Origin of the sequence: Kitasatospora sp. NPDC096077, from assembly GCF_040303245.1 — a bacterium.
GTDB lineage: Bacteria > Actinomycetota > Actinomycetes > Streptomycetales > Streptomycetaceae > Kitasatospora.
The window spans coordinates 1-18532 of record NZ_JBEOSV010000108.1 but is presented as its reverse complement, the minus strand read 5'-3'; the positions used below and the strand labels follow the sequence as shown (position 1 = coordinate 18532).

Genomic DNA, 18532 nt, shown 5'->3' with positions numbered 1-18532 from the left:
CCGCTGCCTGATCCGCCGCGCCTGGTCCCTCTACCGCTGGAACACCCGGCCTCGCACACCCCGCATCCGATGACCTACTGGCGGACGCCCTAAGGGAAGACAGTCTCCCAACTGGATGGACGCCCTTCCGCGGCGGCGCAGAGATCCTGGTCATGGATTTGGCGAAAAGCGGCAGCGCACGCCGGTGGTACACGAGCGGGGGCGCCAGCGCCGGGGCAGGTGGTGCCCGATCCTCCTCCAACGGCAGCCTGGCGGCTTGCGGAGACCGGCCGCCGACGGATTCCTCCAAACCGCGGCCCCGTGCGAGCCATGAGACCTAACCTCACGTCAGTTGGGAAGAAGAAAGACGAGAGGGGGGAAATGGCGCCCGGCAAGAGGAGTTCGCAGCGTGGCGATCCGATGGCGCAGACCCCGCACGACGAAGGCGGTGGCCTCGCACTGCTCGGCGGGCTGGTCGCTCTCGGCACCGTCATCCAGACCGCGGCCTGGATGTGGGGACACCCGCTGGCTGCGGCAACGGCCCTGACAGGCGCCGCCGTCGTCCTACTCGGCCTGCGCCAGGCACTCCGACGCACCAGCCTCGGCCTGCTACTGCGCCGGCACCTCCACCCGCTGTGGGCGCTCGTCCGCGAGGGTATCTCCGCACGCCTCGTCCGCGCCCGCACTACACTCACCGCAGCTGTCACCGATCGCATCGAACAGTGGGCTCACGAGCCGCTGCGCCGAGATGCACCGGCCGAGCCCGCCGCGTCGTATGTGCGGCGCCCTCATGACCACACGCTGGAGGCGTTCCAGGCTGCAACGCCGGTGCGGTTCGAGGAGATGTGCCGCGAACTGCTGGAACGCGACGGGTTCGCCAACGCGAAGCGGGTGGGCGGCGCCGGCGACCTCGGCGCTGATGTCGTCGCCGACGACCACCTGGGACGGCGAGTGGTCCTGCAATGCAAGCGATACGCGAATGCCGTGGGGTCCGAAGCCGTGCAGAAGTTCAACGGCACCGCGCGGCCGGTCCACGCCGCCGCCGTCCCCGTTGTCGTCGCGCTCAACGGCTTCACCGACCCCGCGGCCGACTTCGCCAACCAGCAAGGCCTCCACCTCGTCGACCGCGAGCGCCTCGCGCGCTGGGGCGCAGGCCGGCACCTCTACGACGTCCTGGAGATCGAGCGCGGCCCGGAGCGGCGGACCTGATCGCCGGCTGCTAATCACCGGCTGGCCCACTACCAGTAGCGGCGTCGTCGCGTTCCTCATCCCGAGAACGGCCGATGTCGTCGGTACCGGGAACTAGGCTTTCGAGACCGCCATCGACAGGGGGCTTCGTGTACGACAACCCGCTGACCGCAGACGTCCCGCTCGGCCCGTTCGAGGGGACACCGGTCACCGTTCACTCGGCCAAGGGCAGGAGCGCCAAGCTGCACAGCACGACGGACTGCTCCCAGCTCCGGACGGCAGCGGTCACGGAAGCCAGGGTCCTGCTGGACGCCGCTACGGTCGGACGGTTGTGCGCCCAGTGCTGGTCCTGGGGGCCGTGGACGAGGTCGGGGAGCGGGCTGGGCGTCTTTCTGCGGGCGCTCGGCGGGAGTGGGCTGCTGTTCCAACAGCAGTGCTACGACGGGCCCGACGAGGACGTCGACTGGGACTGCGATGAGGTCCAGGCCGCAGCCGGCTTTCTTCGCTCGGCGACCTCGTACGAGAACGAGGACTGCGACGAGGACGGCGAAGCCCGTGACGAGGACGTCCGTCACGACGCCGCGACGCTGCGGGACCGTGTGTTCGACCGGCGGCGTGCAGCGGCCCAGAGCCTGCACCGGGCCGAGAGCATCGCGGAGGTGTTCCCCTGGCTCGAGGACTGGGCGAAGCCGAAGCTGATCGCCAAGAAGCAGCACCTGGAGGAACTGCGCACCCACGCGGCCCTGTTCGTCGACCCGGCAGGACTCCTCGCCGGCGCGGCTGCGTCCGGCATGAGCGAACCTGACCTCCCGGTGAGCGATCCCGCGTTCGGAGCGCTCGGCAAGAGCAGCGAGATCGCCAAGGGCCTCGCGGCGCTCTGGCGCGACTGGCAGCACGAAGCCGCGGGTAGCCGGAACGGATCCACCCGGCCGTCCTATGTCGTGGCGAACCTCATGCACGGAATCCGGAGCAACCGCAAGGGGTACGACCAGACCCGCTCGGCCGCCGAACAGCTCGTCGCCTCCTGGGCGGAGCACGCTCGCACCGTCGTCGTCGCCGCCGATCCCACGTCTACACAACTGGTGAAGGTGACGCTGCGGGAGATCAAGGAGAGGACCCCGCACCAGCCCGAGCACGGCTTCCTCCACGACATCGACTCCTGGACGCTCGGTGCCCTGGTCACCCACCTCACCGAGGCCGACTGGGGCCGCCGCACCCTCACTCTCCGCGTCCCAACACTCGTCGCGGAACGACTCCTCACCAACTCCTGGCCGCTCGCCTGCGAAACCCACGACGACGACACCGCACCTGCGAACAGCGACGCCCACGATCCCACTAGCCACATCCAGCCCGGCGTGTTCGACGACACCCCGGTCCTCGAACGGCGGCCGGTCACCGTCGAGCACCTGCGTGCCCTTCGCGCCTTCACGCCCGACGTCGATCAGCTGTTCATCGTCTTCTCGACGAGCGGCGGCGCCGAGGTCCTGCCGCTGACCGTGATCGAGAAGCGGCTGGCCGGCGGCTGGCAGGGCGTGATCGTCGCCGGCGCCTCAGACCTCCCGGCCAGCCTGATCAAGCCCTGGGCCGAACGCATCGGCGCCCGGCCCGAGTCGGGCACGCCCCTGTGGCCCCAACCTGTACCGGACGCGGACGGTCCGCGCTTCGGTGCTGAACTCGGTCTGGAGTGCGGCGAGGCGCGGGCCGCCTGGCTCGCCGTCGACGACCGGGACCGCGAACCCAACCTGCGGCTCCTCGCCATCCTCCGCGGCGTTCACGACCTGCGCACCCTCGATGGAGGCCACGACCGTGACGGCCACCGTCGCACTGTGCCCAAAGCGGTGTGGCACGGTCTGCTCGCCGAGGAAACCCTTGACCTCGAACCGTTCGAACCCGCGACCGGAGACCGGCGGGGGAGGGGAAGCGGCATCCCGCTCGGTGTCCTCGCGGACGTCCAGATCTATACCACGAACGCCAACCCGCGGATCCAGGGCAAGGGTCACTCGCCCCTGTGCCGACACTCCAACGAGCGCGGCGTCGCGGACGACGACGACCTCCTGACTCCCGCAGACCTCCTCGGCCGCGAGGACCTCGACTACCACTGGTGCAGCAAGTGCGGCGGCTACGCCGTGCGTCGGCTCACCGATACCCAGCTGTCGTACTACCGCGCAGCGCACCGCCTCCACGAGATCGCTTAAGACCTCGACCGAGAGGGGGGCGGCCACGAGCGCCTCGACCCGGAGAAGATCACGGAACAGCTGCGCGAGCTGGCCGACTGGCATCCGGCGGGCCAGGATTCCTGGTACACGAGCGGATCCCGGCGCTGGTGGCGCATCACCCGTGACCTCCAGGACAAGGCCGAGGCCGCCCGTCGTCACGACACACCATGACGTCCCGTCGCGACAACTCCGCACCAGCCCGAGCACCCGAGAGCACCCCACCCATGGACCTCACGCAATCCACTGCCACCTCGCCACACGCCGTAGGCCCGCGCCTGCTCGCCCGGCTCACCGCACCGCTGAGGCGAGCGGGCTGGGCATCGGGCGAGATCTGGTGCGAGAGTGACGAGACGACGACAACCCCCAGTCAAGCGGGTTTTGGGATATCAGTTGTGGGGGGATTTGGGTGTGGTCGACGGTTCCCGGTTTTCCGATACGGCGTCGATTGCATGAGGATTCATCACGTAATCGCCAGGAGGGCTTCGACGGCAGGTGAGCCGATGCCTTCACGTTGTGACGGGTGTGCGGGCGCGGCGGAGGAGGGGCGTTGCGGCGTCGGGGTCGGCCGGTTCGAGTTCGATGGCGCGGCGTAGTTGTTCCATGCGTCGGGGCAGGGGGTGCCAGCCGGGTTCTGCGGCCATGTCGGTGTTGAGGTCGTGGATGGCGCGGACGTAGGCGCGGGCCAGGCCGCGGAAGTGCAGGGGGAGGCCGGGGCGGGGGTGGCCGCTGGGGGCGATGCTCACCCACAGGGCGTCGGTGGTCTCGTTGCCCGGGCCGGCGGGCTTGGTGGTGTCGCGGGCGACGAGGTGGCTGCGGACGGTGAGCCAGTCGCGCATCGCGGCCTGAGTGAAGTGCGACAGGACGACCGTCTGGGTGGCGGGCGTGGTGTGCGGGTTGCGGTGCTGGGGGAGGAGGGTGAGGCGGATCGTGCCGCGGTGCAGATCGACGTCGTCCGTGCGCAGGGCGCAGAGTTCGCCGGCGCGGCAGCCGGTGTCCAGCACGGTGCCGATGATGGCGAGGATCCGGCTGCGGGACTCGGACCGGCCGGGGTGCGCTGAGTGTTCCAGGTGACCGAGCAGGATGCTGCGAGGGCGGGCGGCGACCACGGGTCGGAGCTCGACTCGCGGAGGTTTGCGGGCGGGCAGGGTGACGGTGGTGCCGGCCCGGGCGCCGAGGATGCGGAGGCAGTCTTCCCGGATGCGCATGGACGCGGGTGAGGCGTGGTCCGGTCGTGCGGCGGGCTTGCGTCTCAGCAGGCCCCGCTCGGCGGCCGTGAGGTAGGTGGCGAGGGTGTCCGGCGCGAGGAGCGTGTCGAGTGAGTCGGCGGCTGTGGGGACGATCGCGCCCCGCTCCAGGGCGGTGCGCAATTCGCTGGCGATCCAGCGCAGTTGCTTCGCCCGGGAGGTACCGGTCGGCGGTTCGCAGGCACGCTCGACGAGGGAGTCCAGCGCCTCGATCGCGGGTGCTGCTGTCGTCGGGCCGTCAGCCATGAGGTCACCCTAGTGCCGGGTCGGGGCGGGTCGGCGGGCTCTTTCGGAGGCGGGGGATCCGAATGTCTCCCAGATTTTCGAGGCTAATAACTGGCTTGAAGCAAGATCGTCAGTGGAGCCGGGGGTGGCATGGTGGCTGTTTTCTCGAGCCTGCCCCATTGCTGTGGTGACCGTCCTTTGGCAACCGGCGAGGGGGTCACCGGCGTATTCGCCGGTTCTCGTGACGGCACCCGACGGTGGCTTCCCGGACTCCGGGAGCGTCGAGTGCGGGAGCGAGCGTGGGCAGGGGGCTTCGGACCGAGCGCCAGGGGGCTCCGGATCGGGGGTGCGGTGGGCCTGGCCGCCGTACCCCCGATTGCGAAACGCGCAGGTCAGCGGGTGCGTCCGCGGGGCTTCAAGGGGATTCCCGGGAGCTCCGGGGCGGGCAGGCGGTCGCCGGGGTAGCCCTGGACGGCGCCGAAGCGGTCGGCGGCGGCCTGCCACTCCTCGCGGGCCTGGGTGATGTCGTCGTGGGTGCGCCCGATGAAGTTCCACCACATGACGATCTGCTCCTCGAAGGGCGTGCCGCCGAGCAGGACGAGGCGGGTGGGGGAGTCGGTGGTGTTGGTGAGGGTGAGGGTGGTGGCGCCGGGGGCGAGGTAGCCGAGGTCGCCGGGGTGGAGGTCGGTGCCGGCCAGGTGGACCTCGCCGTGGTCGACCAGGACGCCGTGTTCGAAGGCGGGGTCGACGGTCAGGGTGAGGGTGGCGCGCGGGTCGAGGAGGAGCTCGGCGCCGAGCAGCGGGGTGAAGGTCGGGACGGGGGAGGTGTGGCCGGCCAGGGTGCCGAGGAAGACCCGGGCCTGGCCGCCGTCCAGGGTGCGGGGCTCGGGGACGTGGTGGTGGAAGTCCCGTGCGGTGTCGCGGTGTTCGTCCGGCAGGGCGACCCAGAGCTGGACGCCGTGCAGCACGGTGGTCGCCGGGGTGGAGACCTCGGAGTGGCAGATGCCGTGGCCGGAGGTCATCAGGTTGAGCTCGCCCGGGCGGACGAAGGCGTGCACGCCGAGGCTGTCCCGGTGCTCGATCTCGCCGGTGAAGAGCCAGCTGACCGTCTGCAGGCCGGTGTGGGGGTGCGGTGCGACGTCCATGCCGCCGGTCCGGGCGACGTCGTCCGGACCGTAGTGGTCCACGAAGCACCAGGCGCCGATCATCCGGCGGTTGCCGTGCGGCAGGGTGCGGCGGACGGTCATCGCGCGCGGACCGCCGAGCGGGACGTCCCGGGCGGACAGTACCTCGACGGTCGGGGCCTGCGGGTCCTGGGGGCTGGTCTCGGTGGTGCTCACGGCTCTGGTCCCTCCCGGGTGGAAGTCGATCGCTTGATAGTTCTATATTCAACTATTATGTCATGGCAGAGTGACGAGCGACAACGACAGCAGGAGTCGAGGAGTCCAGGTGAGTGACGTGACGGTGGTTCCGGCCGAGCGGCGGGTGTTCATCGACAAGCAGAACCCCACCGCCTACAAGGCGCTGCTCGCTGCCGCGGAGGCGGCGCGGGCGGCCGCGGCGGACGCCGGGCTGGACCGGCGGCTGGTCGAACTGGTCAACCTGCGGGTCTCCCAACTCAACGGCTGCGCCTACTGCTTGAACGTGCACACCCGGGCCGCACTGCGCGAGGGCGAGACCACCCAGCGGCTGGGCGTCCTCCCGGCCTGGCGGGACACCGAGCTGTTCACCGCGCGGGAGCGCGCGGCGCTGGCGCTCGCGGAGGCGACCACGAACCCGGCGGACGCGGTCGTGCAGGAGGCCGCCTACGCGCTCGCCCGGGAGGTGCTCACCGAGGAGGAGATCTCGGCGGCGATCTGGGTGGCGATCGCCATCAACTCCTTCAACCGGGTGTCGATCATGAGCAAGCACCCGGTCCGGCCGACCCCGGGGCTGTAGCGGGTGCCCGTCGACGATCGGCCTCCGCCGTTCGGCGTAGCGGCTACGGTGGTGGGAGTACGGCCGGTTCCTCCCGGTGGAGGATGACGGAGTATCAGGTCGGCGACCAGGCTGTGGTCTCGGAGGCGGGCGGGGGCCCGCCGTGGACGAGGGGGTCGCATGGCACGTCGAACGGTTTCCGTGATGGTGGCGGCGGTCTGCCTGGCGCTGGCCGCACCGGTCGCCTCGGCCGGCGCCGCAGAGCCGGGTGCGGGCGGTGCGCGGTCGGGTGACACGCGGTCGGGCGGTGCGGGTACGGGCGGTGCGCGGGCGGCCGCGCTGAAGGCGGTGACCGACGCCGGGGCGGCCGCGGCGATCGCCGAGGTCCGGGACGAGGACGGGGTCTGGCGCGCGGGCACCGGCGTCGCCGACCTCGCCACCGGCGCCCCGGTGCGTACGGACGGGCGGTTCCGCGCCGGGAGCATCACCAAGATGTTCACCTCCACCACGGTGCTCCAGCTGGTGGGGGAGGGGCGGATCGGCCTGGACGACCCGATCGAGCGCTACCTGCCGGGGCTGGTCCCGAACGGCGGGAACATCACCGTCCACCAGCTGCTCAACCACAGCTCCGGCCTGTGGGACCCGACCAACGAGAAGGGCGGGCTGTTCCCGGACGTCACCGACCCGGTCGCGGTCCGGACCTGGATCGACCAGGGCGGTCTGACCCGCACCATCACCCCGGCCCAGGTGGTGGCCGCCTCGGTGGCGCACGCGCCCAACTTCCCGCCGGGGGCGAGGTTCAGCTACTCCAACGTCAACTACACCCTGCTGGGCATGATCATCGAGCGGGTGACCGGGCACGGCTACGCGCAGGAGATCACCGCGCGCATCCTCCGGCCGCTCGGGCTGAGCGGCACCTACTTCCCCGGGACGGCCACCGACATCCGCGGCCCGCACGCCCACGGCTACGTGACGCTCCCCGAGGGCCCGGCGCCGGCGGAGCGCGACCGGGACGTCACGGTGGCCAGCGTCTCCTGGGCGAATTCGGCGGGCGAGCTGATATCCACCCTGGCCGACCTGAACCGCTTCGAGCGGGCCCTGCTGGGCGGCCGGCTGCTGTCGCCGCAGCTGATGGCGGCGATGCGGACGACCATCCCGGTGCCGGTCGACGGCCGGCCCTCGGGCCTGGAGTACGGCCTCGGGCTGGCCCGGCTGCAGTTGTCCTGCGGGGCGGTCTACGGTCACGACGGCGCGGTGACCGGGTACAGCTCGCAGCTGTGGAGCTCCGGCGACCGGCAGGTCGCGATGTCCGTGACGACGAGGGGCGGCGCGACGGAGGCCACCGCGCAACTCGTCGCCGAGGGCGGCTTCCTGGAACAGGCCTTCTGCGGCGGCCACCAGGGCGGGGGCGAGGCTCCGGCGAAGCTCGGCTGAGCGGCGACGGCCGCGAAGGCCGCGACGGCCGAGGGGCGGTCCGGGGTCGGCCCGGGCGGCAGGTCGACCGTCGGCGCGCTGCACCGGGGGCCGGTCCGGCGGACACAATGGTGCTCCGGGGCGAGCGGAGGACTCCGTTCGACGGGCCGGATCCGGGGCGACGCCCCTGGCCGGGCAGGGGCAGGGGGAGCGCGGATGAACGTGGCCGGAGGGCTGATCGACGGCCGGTACCGACTGGCGGGGCCGCTGGGCCGCGGCGGCATGGGCGAGGTGTGGCTGGCCCGCGACCTGCGGCTCGGGCGGCGGGTGGCGGTCAAGTTCCTGCCCCGCGGCCACGACCCGGAGGAGGACGCCGAGGCGGTGGCCCGCTTCCACCGCGAGGCCGAGGTGGCCGCCGGGCTCCAACACCCCGGACTGGTCCAGGTCTTCGACAGTGGTGAGCAGGACGGGCAGCTGCACCTGGTGATGGAGCTGCTGCACGGCCGGGACCTGGCCACCGTGCTGCGGGAGGAGGGCCCGCTGCCGGTGCGCCGGGCGGTGGAGCTGGCGGCGCAGGCCGCCGAGGCGCTGTCCTGCGCACACCGGGCCGGGATCGTGCACCGGGACGTCAAGCCCGCCAACCTGATGCTGCTCCCGGACGACCGGGTGAAGGTCTGCGACTTCGGCCTCGCCGGGTTCCTACGCTCGGTCACCGGCCTGACCCGCGAGGGCACCGTCATGGGCACCCCCGACTACATGTCCCCCGAGCAGTGCCGGGGCCGCCAGGTGGACGGCCGGGCCGACCTCTACGCCCTCGGCTGCGTGCTGTTCGCCCTGCTCACCGGCGAGCCGCCGTTCCCGGCCCGGCAGGATGTCTGGGCGGTGCTGCGGGACCACCTGGAGACCCGGCCCCCGCGGCTCGCCGAGCGGCGGCCGGGCGTGCCCGCGGCGCTGGACGCCCTGGTCGCCGAGCTGCTCGCCAAGAACCCGGCGGACCGGCCGGGCTTCGCCGGGGAGGTCGCGGAGCGGCTCCGGGCACTGCTCGCCCCGGGCGTCCCCACCTCGGCTCCGGCCGGCCCGGGCTACCGGATCGAGGTCTTCCAGAACGAGTACCAGCCGGCCGACGCGACCAGGCTGGACGCCATCCTGACCGTGCACGGCGCGGCGCTCGACCCGGCGGACCTGGCGGTCGCGACGCCGCAGGCCGTGGTCTTCCTGGTGGGCCTCTCCGACGGGCTGCCCCCGGCGGCCTTCCGCGCCGTCACCGCTGCCGTCGCGGACGCCGTCGCCGAACTGGACGAGGACGTCTGGTTCGGTGTCGTCGAGGGCTCCGAGTACGCGCGGATGCGCTACCCCGACGCCATGCGGCTGGTCCGCGCCACGGCCGCGACCAGGGCGGAGGCCCGGGCCGCGCTCGACCGGCTGGCACCGCTGCGCACGGCCGGCTACGGCCGGTGGCTCCGGCTGGCCGACCGGCTGCTGGCCGGGCACCCGGACGCGACCCGGACGGCCGTGCTGCTGATGGACCGGCCCAACGAGGCGGAGAGCCCGGCCGAACTCGCCGCCGTCCTGGCCTCCTGCGCGGGCCGGTTCCGCTGCCACGTCCGCGGCGTCGGCGAGGACTGGGAGGTCTCCTCGGCCCGTGCCGTCTCCTCGGCGCTGGCCGGCACCGTCGATCTCGTCCGGCAGTCCGTTCCGGCCGCGGCCGCGCGGGGCGCCGGGGCGGGCGACCCGGTCACCGGGCCGCGGGCCGGTCTGTGGGACGGCCTGCGGGACGGACTGCGCGACGAACTCGGCGCGATCGTCCGCGGTGACCGCCAGGCCCGCGGCCGCGACCTCGCACTGCGGGTGGCCGCGGCGCCCGGCGGCCGGGTCGACTTCCTGAAGCAGGTCGCGCCGACCGTCGAGGACCTCACCGGGGCCGGCCATCCGGTCGGGCCCGGAACGACGGAGTACCGGGTGGACGTCCCGGACGGGGGCGGCTGCGACTACCACCTCCGGGTGCTGCTGCCGCCCGGCCCGGCCGTCGGCGAACTCGCCGCCGCCGACCTGGAACTCGTCCAGCTCCCACCGGCCGGCGACGGCCGGATCCTGACCCGTGCCACGGTCCGCCACGTGCCGACCGGGGAGTAGCGGAGGCGGACAATGGCAGGCGTGACAGACATGACGCTCAACCTCTGGCGGCAGCCGCTCGGTCTGGTGGCGAACGAGGTGCTCAGCACGGTGTGGGACCGCAACGACCTGACCGTGCTCATCCTTGCTGAGGGCGAGCTCTCCGAACTCCCGCCCGGCATCAGCCGGTTGATCCGGCTGCGGACCCTCGACCTCGGGCACAACCTGTTCACCGAGATGCCCGGGGAGCTGACCCGGCTCACCTGGCTGCGGGACTTCCTCTACCTGCACGACAACCGGCTGACCGCCCTGCCGGAGGGGATCGGGCGGCTCACCCGGCTGCGCCATCTCAACGTCGGGGAGAACAGACTCACCGAACTCCCGTTCAGCATCGGAAAGATGGCCGAACTGGTCGAGCTACGTGCCCAGCACAACCGGCTCGGCGCGCTGCCCGAGTCGATCGGCGCGCTCGGCGAGCTGCGCGAACTCTGGCTGCGGGGCAACGAGTTGACCGCTCTGCCGGCCTCCTTCCGGTACCTCACCGAACTGCGTGAACTGGAGCTGCGGGAGAACGCCCTCGGTGAGCTCCCCGCCGTCCTGGCCGGGCTGCCGCGGCTGCGCCGACTGGACCTGCGGACCAACGGGATCACCGGACTGCCGGAGTGGTTGGCCGATCCGGCGGCGCTGCCCGCGCTGGAGAAGCTCGACCTGCGCTGGAACGACGTCCAGGTGCCGCCCCGGGTGCTGGAGGCGCTCACCGAACGCGGCTGCGTGGTCCTGTTCTGAGGTCGAGGGCCCTGCTGTGAGCCCTGCTGTGAGCCCGTCCACAAAGATCACCACGACGGCCGGGGAACTGCTACCGTGGAAGGCATGAAGCGCGCTGCACTCGCCACGACGACGCCGGAGAGAGTCCCGGTGCGCTGACTGCTGACCAAGTCCGAAGCCCCGGGGCGAGTGCCCCGGGGCTTCGTCGTTCCCGGCTCCACTCGCCCACCCGTCCCGAGTGGAGACCATCCTCATGACCGTGAACCACCTGCCGGCGCACGACCACCGCAAGCTCGGCCGCGAGCTCGACCTGTTCGACACCGACCCGCTGATGGGCTCCGGCCTCCCGTACTGGCTGCCCGACGGCGCCGCGATCCGGCACACCCTGGAGGAGTTCATCCGGGGCCGTGAGCGCCGGGCCGGCTACCGCCACGTCTACTCGCCGGTGCTCGGCAAGCGCGAGCTGTACGAGATCTCCGGCCACTGGGACCACTATCGCGACGACATGTTCCCACCCATGGAGCTCGGCTCGGAGGAGATGGTGCTGCGCCCGAGCCTGTGTCCGCACCATGCGCTGATCTTCCGCTCCCGCGCCCACAGCTACCGCGAACTGCCGCTGCGCATGGCCGAGTTGGGCGGCATGTACCGCTCCGAGCTGTCCGGTGTGCTCGGCGGGCTGACCAGGGTCCGGGCGATCCAGCTGAACGACGCCCATGTCTTCTGCACCCCCGAGCAGGCCGCGGACGAGGCCGTCGCCGCCCTGGAGCTGATCCGCGGGGCGCACCGGGCGCTCGGCATCGTGCCGGTCCGCTACCGGCTCTCGCTGCCCGGCGCGGGCGGCAAGTACGTGGCCGACCCGGGGCTCTGGGAGCGGGCGACCGCGCTGCTGACCGACGTGCTGGAGCGCTCCGGGGTGCCGTTCGAGGCGGCGGAGGGCGAGGCCGCGTTCTACGGTCCCAAGATCGACGTGCAGATCGCCGACGGCGCCGGGCGCGAGTTCACCCTCTCCACCGTGCAGATCGACTTCCACCAGCCGGAGCGCTTCGACCTGCACTACATCGGTCCGGACGGCGCCAAGCACCGCCCGGTGATGGTGCACCGCAGCGTGATCGGCAGCGTCGAGCGGGTGGTCGCCCACCTGATCGAGCTGTACGGCGGGGCGTTCCCGGCCTGGCTGGCCCCCGCCCAGGTGGTGCTGCTGCCGATCTCCGACGCCGAACTGCCGCAGGCCGAGCGACTGCGGCAGCGCTGCCTGGACCTCGGACTGCGGGTCGAGGTCGCCGGACCGGAGCAGGGCACCCTCGGGGCCAGGATCCGGGCGGCCCGACTGGTGCCCTACCAGGCCGTGATCGGCGCCAAGGAGGCGGCGGACGACCTGGTCGCGCTGCGGCTGCGGGACGGCCGTCGGTTGGCGCCGATGCCGGCCGAGGAGGCCTGGGGGCGGATCGGCGCGCTGGTCGCCGGGTGCAGTGCCGAGCTGTGGCCGGACGCGCCCGCCGGGTGAACCGGTCGTATCCGTACGACTAGTGCGGTGCGCGGTGTGTCGGCGCGGGCGGGGCGGCGGTCGCCCGTCGAATGGACGGGCGGCCGGGTCCACGGCCGCCGCCGTCCCCACCCGGTCCCACTGTCCCGATCCTTCCGGAGGTACCCGTGCGCCGACCGCGCCGCTTCGTCGCTCCCGTCCTCGCCGCCGCTCTCGCCCTCGCCGGGGCGGTGGCCGCCGCCCCGGCGGCTCCGACCGCGCTCCGCCCGCTGCCCGTACCGGAGGTGCAGTACTGCGCCGCCGTCCTCGGACACCTGCCCGGCGCCGACGGCTTCTCCCCGGTGCTCGGCCGGGCCTGCTCGCCGGACTCCCGGGCCGACGCGCTCGCCCGGGCCGGCGGCCACGACCGCACCGCCGAGCAGCCGGCCGGCGACACGCTGCTGCTGGAGGAGTACCGGGACGCCGGCTACAAGGGCGGCGTCCTCTACTCCTTCTACGGCAATGGAGGAGGCTGTGACGGCACCGGCTACCACCTGGTCAACTACATCAACGTGGCGCTGAACGTCTCCTCGATGAAGGGCTACAACAACTGCAACGCCGTCCACCTCTGGTCGACCCTCAGTGTGGAGAAGACCATGGACCTCCCGGCCTCCTACCTGGGGGCGAACTTCAACGACGCGGTCCGCGAGTTGCAGGTCTTCCACCGCTGACACCCGGGTCGGTCCCCGGGTCGGTCCCGGGTCGGGCGCGGCTCGCTCCGGGCGCGGCCGGTCCGGCCCGGGGCGGATTCCGCCGTCGGCGCTGGCAGCATGCGGCCGTTGCAGGCTCTGTCCAGCGGCCGGCTCTTCAGGCGGCGGGACAGAGCGGGTTTGACTGGAACGCAACAAGCCCGGTGTGGAGTGCCCGGGCCGCCCTTCCAGGGGGGAACCGCCGTGTCCGTCATGCTCGTTCGTCGCGTCCTCGGCACCGCCGCCGCCCTGCTCGCCGCCTCGGTGCTGTACGGCGGCGGGGGTGGGATCGGCGAGCGGGAGCACGGTGACGGATGTGCGGGTGGGGCCCGGCTCGTGGCGGCCGCGTTGCGGCCGGAACCCGGGCGGCCGTGTACCTCGGCGGGCGCCGGAGGCGGGACCCCGGCGGTCAGTAGGCCTGCAGCTCGATCAGGTGGCCCTCGGGGTCGCGCAGATGGGCGGTGCGGAGGCCGGGGCCCCATTCGGGGCGATCGGTGGCCGGGGCGGCAGGGGTGCCTCCGCAGCTGAGGCAGAGGGCGAGCGCCTCGTCCACGTCGTCGACCCGGAACACCAGCATCGCGGTGTCCTGGGTGGGGGTTCCGGGGCGGGCGGGCAGGCCGCCGGTGCCGAGGGTGGCGGCCAGCGCGGCGCGGTCGAAGAGCACCAGGACGGCCTGGTCGTCGACGTCCCAGTTGGCGTACGGGCCCTCGGGTGTGCCCTTGACCAGGACGGCGCCGGTGAGGGCGGGGAGCACGGCGCGGTAGAAGGCGAAGGTCTCCGCGAAGCGGGTGACGAGCAGGCGGGGGTAGAGCGCGTCCACGGGCTGACTCCTGAGCCGGAAACAGTGGGTCGGAACCCACTATAGGGAGCGACCCTAGAATGCCGCCATGACCTCCGAGACCCCCGCCCCGTCCGGCGCACTGCCGCCGGCCCTGCTCGGCCTCAGCACCTTCCTGCTCGCCCGGATCGGCCGGACCGCGCGCGGCCGGCTCACCGAGCAGCTGGCCGAACGCGGCCTGCGGCTCTGGGACATGGCGGTGCTCGCGGCGCTGGCCGACTTCGGGCCGCAGGCGCAGCGGGACCTGGTGCGGCGACTGGGGATCGACCCCAGCGACCTCGGGAAGGTCGTCGAGCAGCTCGGCGCGGCCGGGTACGTCGAACGCAGCCGGGACGCGCGGGACCGACGGCGGGTCTCCGTCTCGGTCACGGCCGACGGGCGGGCGCTGCTGGCCGAACTGGAGGCCCGGGCACGGGCGGTGCAGGACGAGGTGCTGGCGCCGCTGGACGCGGGGGAGCGGCGGGTGCTGCAGGAGTTGCTGCGGCGGGTCGACGAGGGGATGGGAGAGCGGCGCGGCTCCGTGTGAGCTCAGCCGGGGTGCGGTCCGGGGCGGCGGGCGCCGGCGAACTCGCCCGCCCAGCGCGGCAGGTCGAGTACCTGCTCGACCCGGGCCACCAGGGTGCCGGTGCGCTCGGCGTGGATCATCGCGCCGTCGCCCGCGTAGATGCCGACGTGGTGCAGCGGGGCGTCGGGACGGGAGAAGAACAGCAGGTCGCCGGGGGCGAGGGCGTCGCGGTCGACCGGGGCGCTGAGATTGAACTGGGCGACGGTGTAGTGCCCGAGCTCGACGGTGCCGTGGCTGGCGCGGTACCAGCAGTAGAGCGACAGGCCGCTGCAGTCGAAGCCGACCGTGCTCTCGCCCAGGCACACGCCGTTGAGGTAGCCGTTCTCCCCGTCGCAGAAGCCGAGGCCCGGGCCCAGCCGGTCGCCGCCGCCCCAGGCGTACGGCACGCCGATCTGCGCCGTGGCGACGGCGGCGACCCGGAGGCCGAGGGCGGCGGAGCGGTCGGCGGGCGCGGACGGGCCTGCGGCGTGGGCGGGTTGGGCGGACTGGGACGCGGTGCTGAGGGCCGGGACGAGTCCGGCGCCGAGGGCGAGGCCGAGCATGCGGCGGCGTCCGACTCCGGAGGCCTGGTCGGGGCTGGGCGGTTGGGATTCCATCGGTCGACTCCCCTGCGGTGGTCGCGGTCGCTGCGGTGGTCGTGCTGCTTGCGGTGGCGGCGTGGGCGGCGTGGGTGGCCACCAGGATCGCGGCCCGGGGCTCCGCCCGCCATCACCCGCAACGGTGAATCGTGGCGGCACCGGCCTTGGTGGGCCCGGGAGTTCGCAGGAAAACTGTTTGACGGTCGTGGGGCCGGAGCCAACGATGGGCACGAAACGACCCGGTGGCGACCCCTGGAGGACTTCATGAGCGGTGCCGTCAAGCTGCTCCGCACCACCCGGCTGACCCCGGCCGTCGACTACGCCTACGCGGCCGTGGTCGACGCCCCGGCCCGTTCGCTCTGGCTGGCCGGGGCCTGCCCGCTGGACGAGGAGGGGCGCACCGTCGCGGTCGGTGACTACGAGGGCCAGGCCCACCAGGTGATGCGCAATCTGATAACCGTGCTGGAGGACGCGGGCGCGGGGCTCACGGACATCGCCCGGACCACCGTGTACGTGGCCTCCAGCGATCAGGCGGACCTGGTGAAGGTGTGGAACGTGTACCGGGAGTACCTGGGGGAGCACGACGCCCCCAGCACGCTGCTCGGCGTCTCGGTGCTCGGCTACGCGGACCAGCTGGTGGAGGTCGAGGCGGTGGCCGTGCTGCCCTGACGGGCTCCGGGGGCCTTCCGTTCAGACGGGGTCTGCGGCGAGCAGGGCGTCCAGTTTGCGGTAGCCCTCGACCACGCCGCGTTCCATCCCGCTGGCCAGGATCGCGTCCCGGGACGCCAGGCCGTCGACCACCGACAGCACGGTGACGCGGGTGCGGCCCTCGCCGACCGGTTCGAAGGAGGCGGTGTCCAGCGAGACGCCGTCCGGCACGCCCTCGAAGGTGAAGGTCTGGACGAGCCGGGTGGCCGGTCGGACTTCGTGGAAGGAGCCGTAGAAGGCGGCGACCTGCCGGCCGTCACGGTGCATGGTGTAGCGGTAGTGGCCGCCGGTGCGGGCCTCCCAGTCCTCGATCTTCATGTCGAGGTCCTCGGGGCCGAGCCACCGGGCGACCAGCTCGGGTTCGGTCCAGGCCCGGAACACCCGCTGCTGCGGGGCGTCGAACTCGCGGACGATCCGGATGGTGGGCAGCGTCGGGTCCGCTTCGATCCGGGTCTCGTTGCCGGCGGTGGGGGTCATCGCGGGGCTCCTTCGATGTCGTGGGTGTCGTCGGCCTCGTCCATTTCGGCGAGGACGGCGTCCAGCCGGCCGAAGCGGGCCTCGGCCTGGCGGCGGTAGCGCTCGATCCAGCCCGTCATCAGGTCGAGCACCTGGGGTTCCAGGCGGCACGGTCGCCGCTGGGCGTCCCGGCTGCGACTGACGAGTCCGGCCTCCTCCAGCACCTTGAGGTGCTTGGAGACGGCCTGCAGGGACATCGCGTAGGACTCGGCCAGCTCGCCTACGGTCGCGTCCCGCACCGAGAGCCGGGCGACGATGTCGCGCCGGGTCGGGTCGGCCAGGGCCACGAAGGCCCGGGAGAGCTGGTCGACGGCCATCGTGCACCTCGGGTTTGTTCTCAACCGACTGGTTGAGAACGACGCTACTCCGGTGTGCCCGGGTATTCAACCAATCAGTTGAGGAATGGGGTGGTCGGGCTTCCGCTTGGCAGTCGCTGAGAAAGAAGAAACCGATCGTTCGGTTTCCGGGGCGTCATTCCGAGTGAAGGGCGCGTTTGTCGACGGAACGCCGGCCCGGTGCGGGTCCCGTTCCGTGGGGCGGAACCTGGGAGAGCGTGGGTGGGAACGCCTGGGGCGGGTGGGGGAGGAGAGAAAGGGACGGCTGATTCGGTGACATCGTCTTGTCGCCCGTGGGGAGCCCGTAGCTAAGATACGGGGTGTTTGGTTTTGTTTTCCCGGAGCTCAGGGCGGGGTGGTTGCGGTGGTACGGCAGGAACGGGCGCTCCGGACGCGTCGGCTGATCCTGGAGGCCGCGGCGTCGGTCTTCGACGAGTTCGGCTACGAGGGCGCCACCATCGGGGAGGTGGTCTCCCGGGCCGGTGTGACGCGTGGTGCGGTGTATTTCCATTTCGCCTCCAAGCGGGATCTCGCGCAAGGTGTCGTGGAGGAGCAGTTCGTCCAGGACGGAGTGCCCGAACGGAGCTGCAAACTCCAGGAGTTCGTGGACACCGGGATGGTGGTGGCGCATCTGATGCCGCGTGATCCGCTGCTCAGCGCGGGCGCCCGGCTCTCGCTCGGCCAGGACCTGTTCGACGACCTCGGCGGTGGGGCGATCCCCGGCTGGATCAGTCGGATGGAGGCGCTGCTGACGGCGGCCGGCGAGCGCGGCGAGCTGTTGCCGCACGTGGTCCCGGCCGACACCGCGTGGCTGATCACCGCCGCCTGGACGGGTGTTCAGATCCAGTCGCAGAAGCTCTCCGGCCGGGCCGACCTGGAGTTGCGGGTGTCCGGCCTGTTCCAGCACCTGATGCCGAGCGTCGCGGTGCCCGGGGTGCTCGGCTCGCTGCAGATGGGGCCGGACCGCGGCGGGCAGGTGGTCGCGGAGGTCGAGGCGGCCCGGCTGGCCCGGGAGGGCGGCGAGGGCGGCGACGGTGAGGCGGCGGAGGTGCTCGCCGGGGTCGAGGCGGTCGCGGACGGGGTCGGCGTGGGCTGATCCGCGGTCGGTGCCGGCCGGGCTCGGGTCGGGCGGGGTTGGCCCTGCCGCTCGCGGAGGCCGGTGCGGAGGCCGGTGCGGACGCCGGTGCGGACGCCGGTGCGGGGCAGGTGAATTGGTGGCGGCGCGGGATCCATGGGGGTCCGACGCCGCCTTCGGTTTGTCCGGGCGCGGACACGATGGGTGAGCTGATGTCGACTCATGGTGTCCGCAGGGTCGTCGCGCCCCGAGTGGACGGCAGGGGGACGCTCCGCTTCCAGAAACAAACAGAGCGTTCGGTTTTGTATTGACAAACCGCGCGTCCTGTTTTTGACTGGTGACAGTTGACCCAGGGGTGTCGACCCGGGTGCCGGCCGCGGCGGAGGGGCCGTGGCGTTCCGTGTGATTGGGGTGGTCATCGTGGAAATTCGGGTGCTCGGGGCGCTGGACGTCCGGGTGTGCGGGGAGTCGGTGGTGCCGACGGCGCCCAAGCCCCGTCAGGTGTTGGGGCTACTGGCCTTACGCGCGGACCAGGTGGTCCCGGCCGGGGTGCTGGCCGAGGAACTGTGGTCCGGCCGTCCGCCGCGCAGCGCGCGCACCACCGTGCAGACCTATGTGCTGCAGCTGCGCGACCTGATCGACCGGGC

The 18532-nt window shown here is 72.5% G+C and carries 18 protein-coding genes; 12 read left to right on the top strand and 6 right to left on the bottom strand.

Features of this window, described 5'->3' with window-relative positions:
* The first annotated feature begins 399 nt into the window (after positions 1-399).
* Complete coding sequence (locus ABTZ03_RS42480) at positions 400-1188, top strand: restriction endonuclease (protein WP_350518627.1); 789 nt, start codon at positions 400-402, stop codon at positions 1186-1188.
* A gap of 128 nt (positions 1189-1316) precedes the next feature.
* On the top strand, positions 1317-3362 hold the full coding sequence (locus ABTZ03_RS42475) for a hypothetical protein (RefSeq protein WP_350518626.1): 2046 nt from the start codon (positions 1317-1319) through the stop codon (positions 3360-3362).
* Between the two features lie 527 nt (positions 3363-3889).
* Here ABTZ03_RS42475 and ABTZ03_RS42470 read toward each other — a convergent pair.
* Both ABTZ03_RS42470 and ABTZ03_RS42465 read right to left on the bottom strand, forming a co-directional pair.
* A complete protein-coding gene (locus ABTZ03_RS42470) occupies positions 3890-4873 on the bottom strand; it encodes a tyrosine-type recombinase/integrase (protein ID WP_350518625.1) in 984 nt (327 codons plus the stop codon).
* Between the two features lie 371 nt (positions 4874-5244).
* Positions 5245-6192 carry a pirin family protein gene (locus ABTZ03_RS42465; RefSeq protein ID WP_350518624.1) on the bottom strand — a complete coding sequence of 316 codons (948 nt, stop codon included), beginning with the start codon at positions 6190-6192 and terminating at the stop codon, positions 5245-5247.
* 109 nt (positions 6193-6301) lie between these two features.
* Here ABTZ03_RS42465 and ABTZ03_RS42460 point away from each other — a divergent pair, with 109 nt between their 5' ends.
* The 6 genes from ABTZ03_RS42460 (at position 6302) to ABTZ03_RS42435 (ending at position 13252) form a co-directional block, all read left to right on the top strand.
* Positions 6302-6790, top strand: coding sequence for a carboxymuconolactone decarboxylase family protein (locus ABTZ03_RS42460; protein WP_350518623.1), 489 nt, complete (start codon positions 6302-6304; stop codon positions 6788-6790).
* A gap of 159 nt (positions 6791-6949) precedes the next feature.
* Positions 6950-8203 carry a serine hydrolase domain-containing protein gene (locus ABTZ03_RS42455; protein ID WP_350518622.1) on the top strand — a complete coding sequence of 418 codons (1254 nt, stop codon included), beginning with the start codon at positions 6950-6952 and terminating at the stop codon, positions 8201-8203.
* Between the two features lie 195 nt (positions 8204-8398).
* A complete protein-coding gene (locus ABTZ03_RS42450; RefSeq protein WP_350518621.1) occupies positions 8399-10315 on the top strand; it encodes a serine/threonine-protein kinase in 1917 nt (638 codons plus the stop codon).
* Positions 10316-10345: 30 nt separating this feature from the next.
* Positions 10346-11080, top strand: a complete 735-nt coding sequence (locus tag ABTZ03_RS42445; protein ID WP_350518628.1) for a leucine-rich repeat domain-containing protein — start codon at positions 10346-10348, stop codon at positions 11078-11080.
* Between the two features lie 232 nt (positions 11081-11312).
* Positions 11313-12563 (top strand): threonine--tRNA ligase, encoded by a 1251-nt coding sequence (gene thrS, locus ABTZ03_RS42440; protein WP_350518620.1) that lies wholly within the window; start codon positions 11313-11315, stop codon positions 12561-12563.
* 146 nt (positions 12564-12709) lie between these two features.
* Positions 12710-13252: a hypothetical protein gene (locus tag ABTZ03_RS42435; protein ID WP_350518619.1), complete on the top strand. Its 543-nt coding sequence runs from the start codon at positions 12710-12712 to the stop codon at positions 13250-13252.
* Between the two features lie 427 nt (positions 13253-13679).
* Here ABTZ03_RS42435 and ABTZ03_RS42430 read toward each other — a convergent pair whose 3' ends face one another.
* The gene (locus ABTZ03_RS42430) at positions 13680-14090 is read right to left on the bottom strand and encodes a VOC family protein (RefSeq protein WP_350518618.1); all 411 of its coding nucleotides are present in this window, start codon (positions 14088-14090) and stop codon (positions 13680-13682) included.
* A gap of 67 nt (positions 14091-14157) precedes the next feature.
* Here ABTZ03_RS42430 and ABTZ03_RS42425 point away from each other — a divergent pair, with 67 nt between their 5' ends.
* Positions 14158-14634 carry a MarR family winged helix-turn-helix transcriptional regulator gene (locus ABTZ03_RS42425; protein ID WP_350518617.1) on the top strand — a complete coding sequence of 159 codons (477 nt, stop codon included), beginning with the start codon at positions 14158-14160 and terminating at the stop codon, positions 14632-14634.
* A gap of 2 nt (positions 14635-14636) precedes the next feature.
* On the opposite strand, the gene ABTZ03_RS42420 is transcribed toward ABTZ03_RS42425, so the two are convergent.
* A complete protein-coding gene (locus ABTZ03_RS42420) occupies positions 14637-15269 on the bottom strand; it encodes a C40 family peptidase (protein ID WP_350518616.1) in 633 nt (210 codons plus the stop codon).
* Positions 15270-15515: 246 nt separating this feature from the next.
* Here ABTZ03_RS42420 and ABTZ03_RS42415 point away from each other — a divergent pair, with 246 nt between their 5' ends.
* A complete protein-coding gene (locus ABTZ03_RS42415) occupies positions 15516-15920 on the top strand; it encodes a RidA family protein (RefSeq protein WP_350518615.1) in 405 nt (134 codons plus the stop codon).
* A 21-nt stretch (positions 15921-15941) separates the two neighbouring features.
* Here the strand turns inward: ABTZ03_RS42415 and ABTZ03_RS42410 are convergent, their stop codons facing one another.
* Both ABTZ03_RS42410 and ABTZ03_RS42405 read right to left on the bottom strand, forming a co-directional pair.
* Entirely contained in the window at positions 15942-16436 is a 495-nt protein-coding gene (locus ABTZ03_RS42410) for an SRPBCC family protein (protein WP_350518614.1), read from the bottom strand.
* Complete coding sequence (locus tag ABTZ03_RS42405; RefSeq protein ID WP_350518613.1) at positions 16433-16792, bottom strand: ArsR/SmtB family transcription factor; 360 nt, start codon at positions 16790-16792, stop codon at positions 16433-16435. Before ABTZ03_RS42405 ends, ABTZ03_RS42410 begins: the two co-directional genes overlap by 4 nt.
* 382 nt (positions 16793-17174) lie before the next feature.
* Between ABTZ03_RS42405 and ABTZ03_RS42400 the strand changes: the two genes are divergently transcribed.
* Positions 17175-17906, top strand: coding sequence for a ScbR family autoregulator-binding transcription factor (locus ABTZ03_RS42400; protein ID WP_350518612.1), 732 nt, complete (start codon positions 17175-17177; stop codon positions 17904-17906).
* Between the two features lie 399 nt (positions 17907-18305).
* Positions 18306-18532: AfsR/SARP family transcriptional regulator (locus ABTZ03_RS42395; RefSeq protein WP_350518611.1), on the top strand; the 227-nt coding region annotated here is incomplete at its 3' end.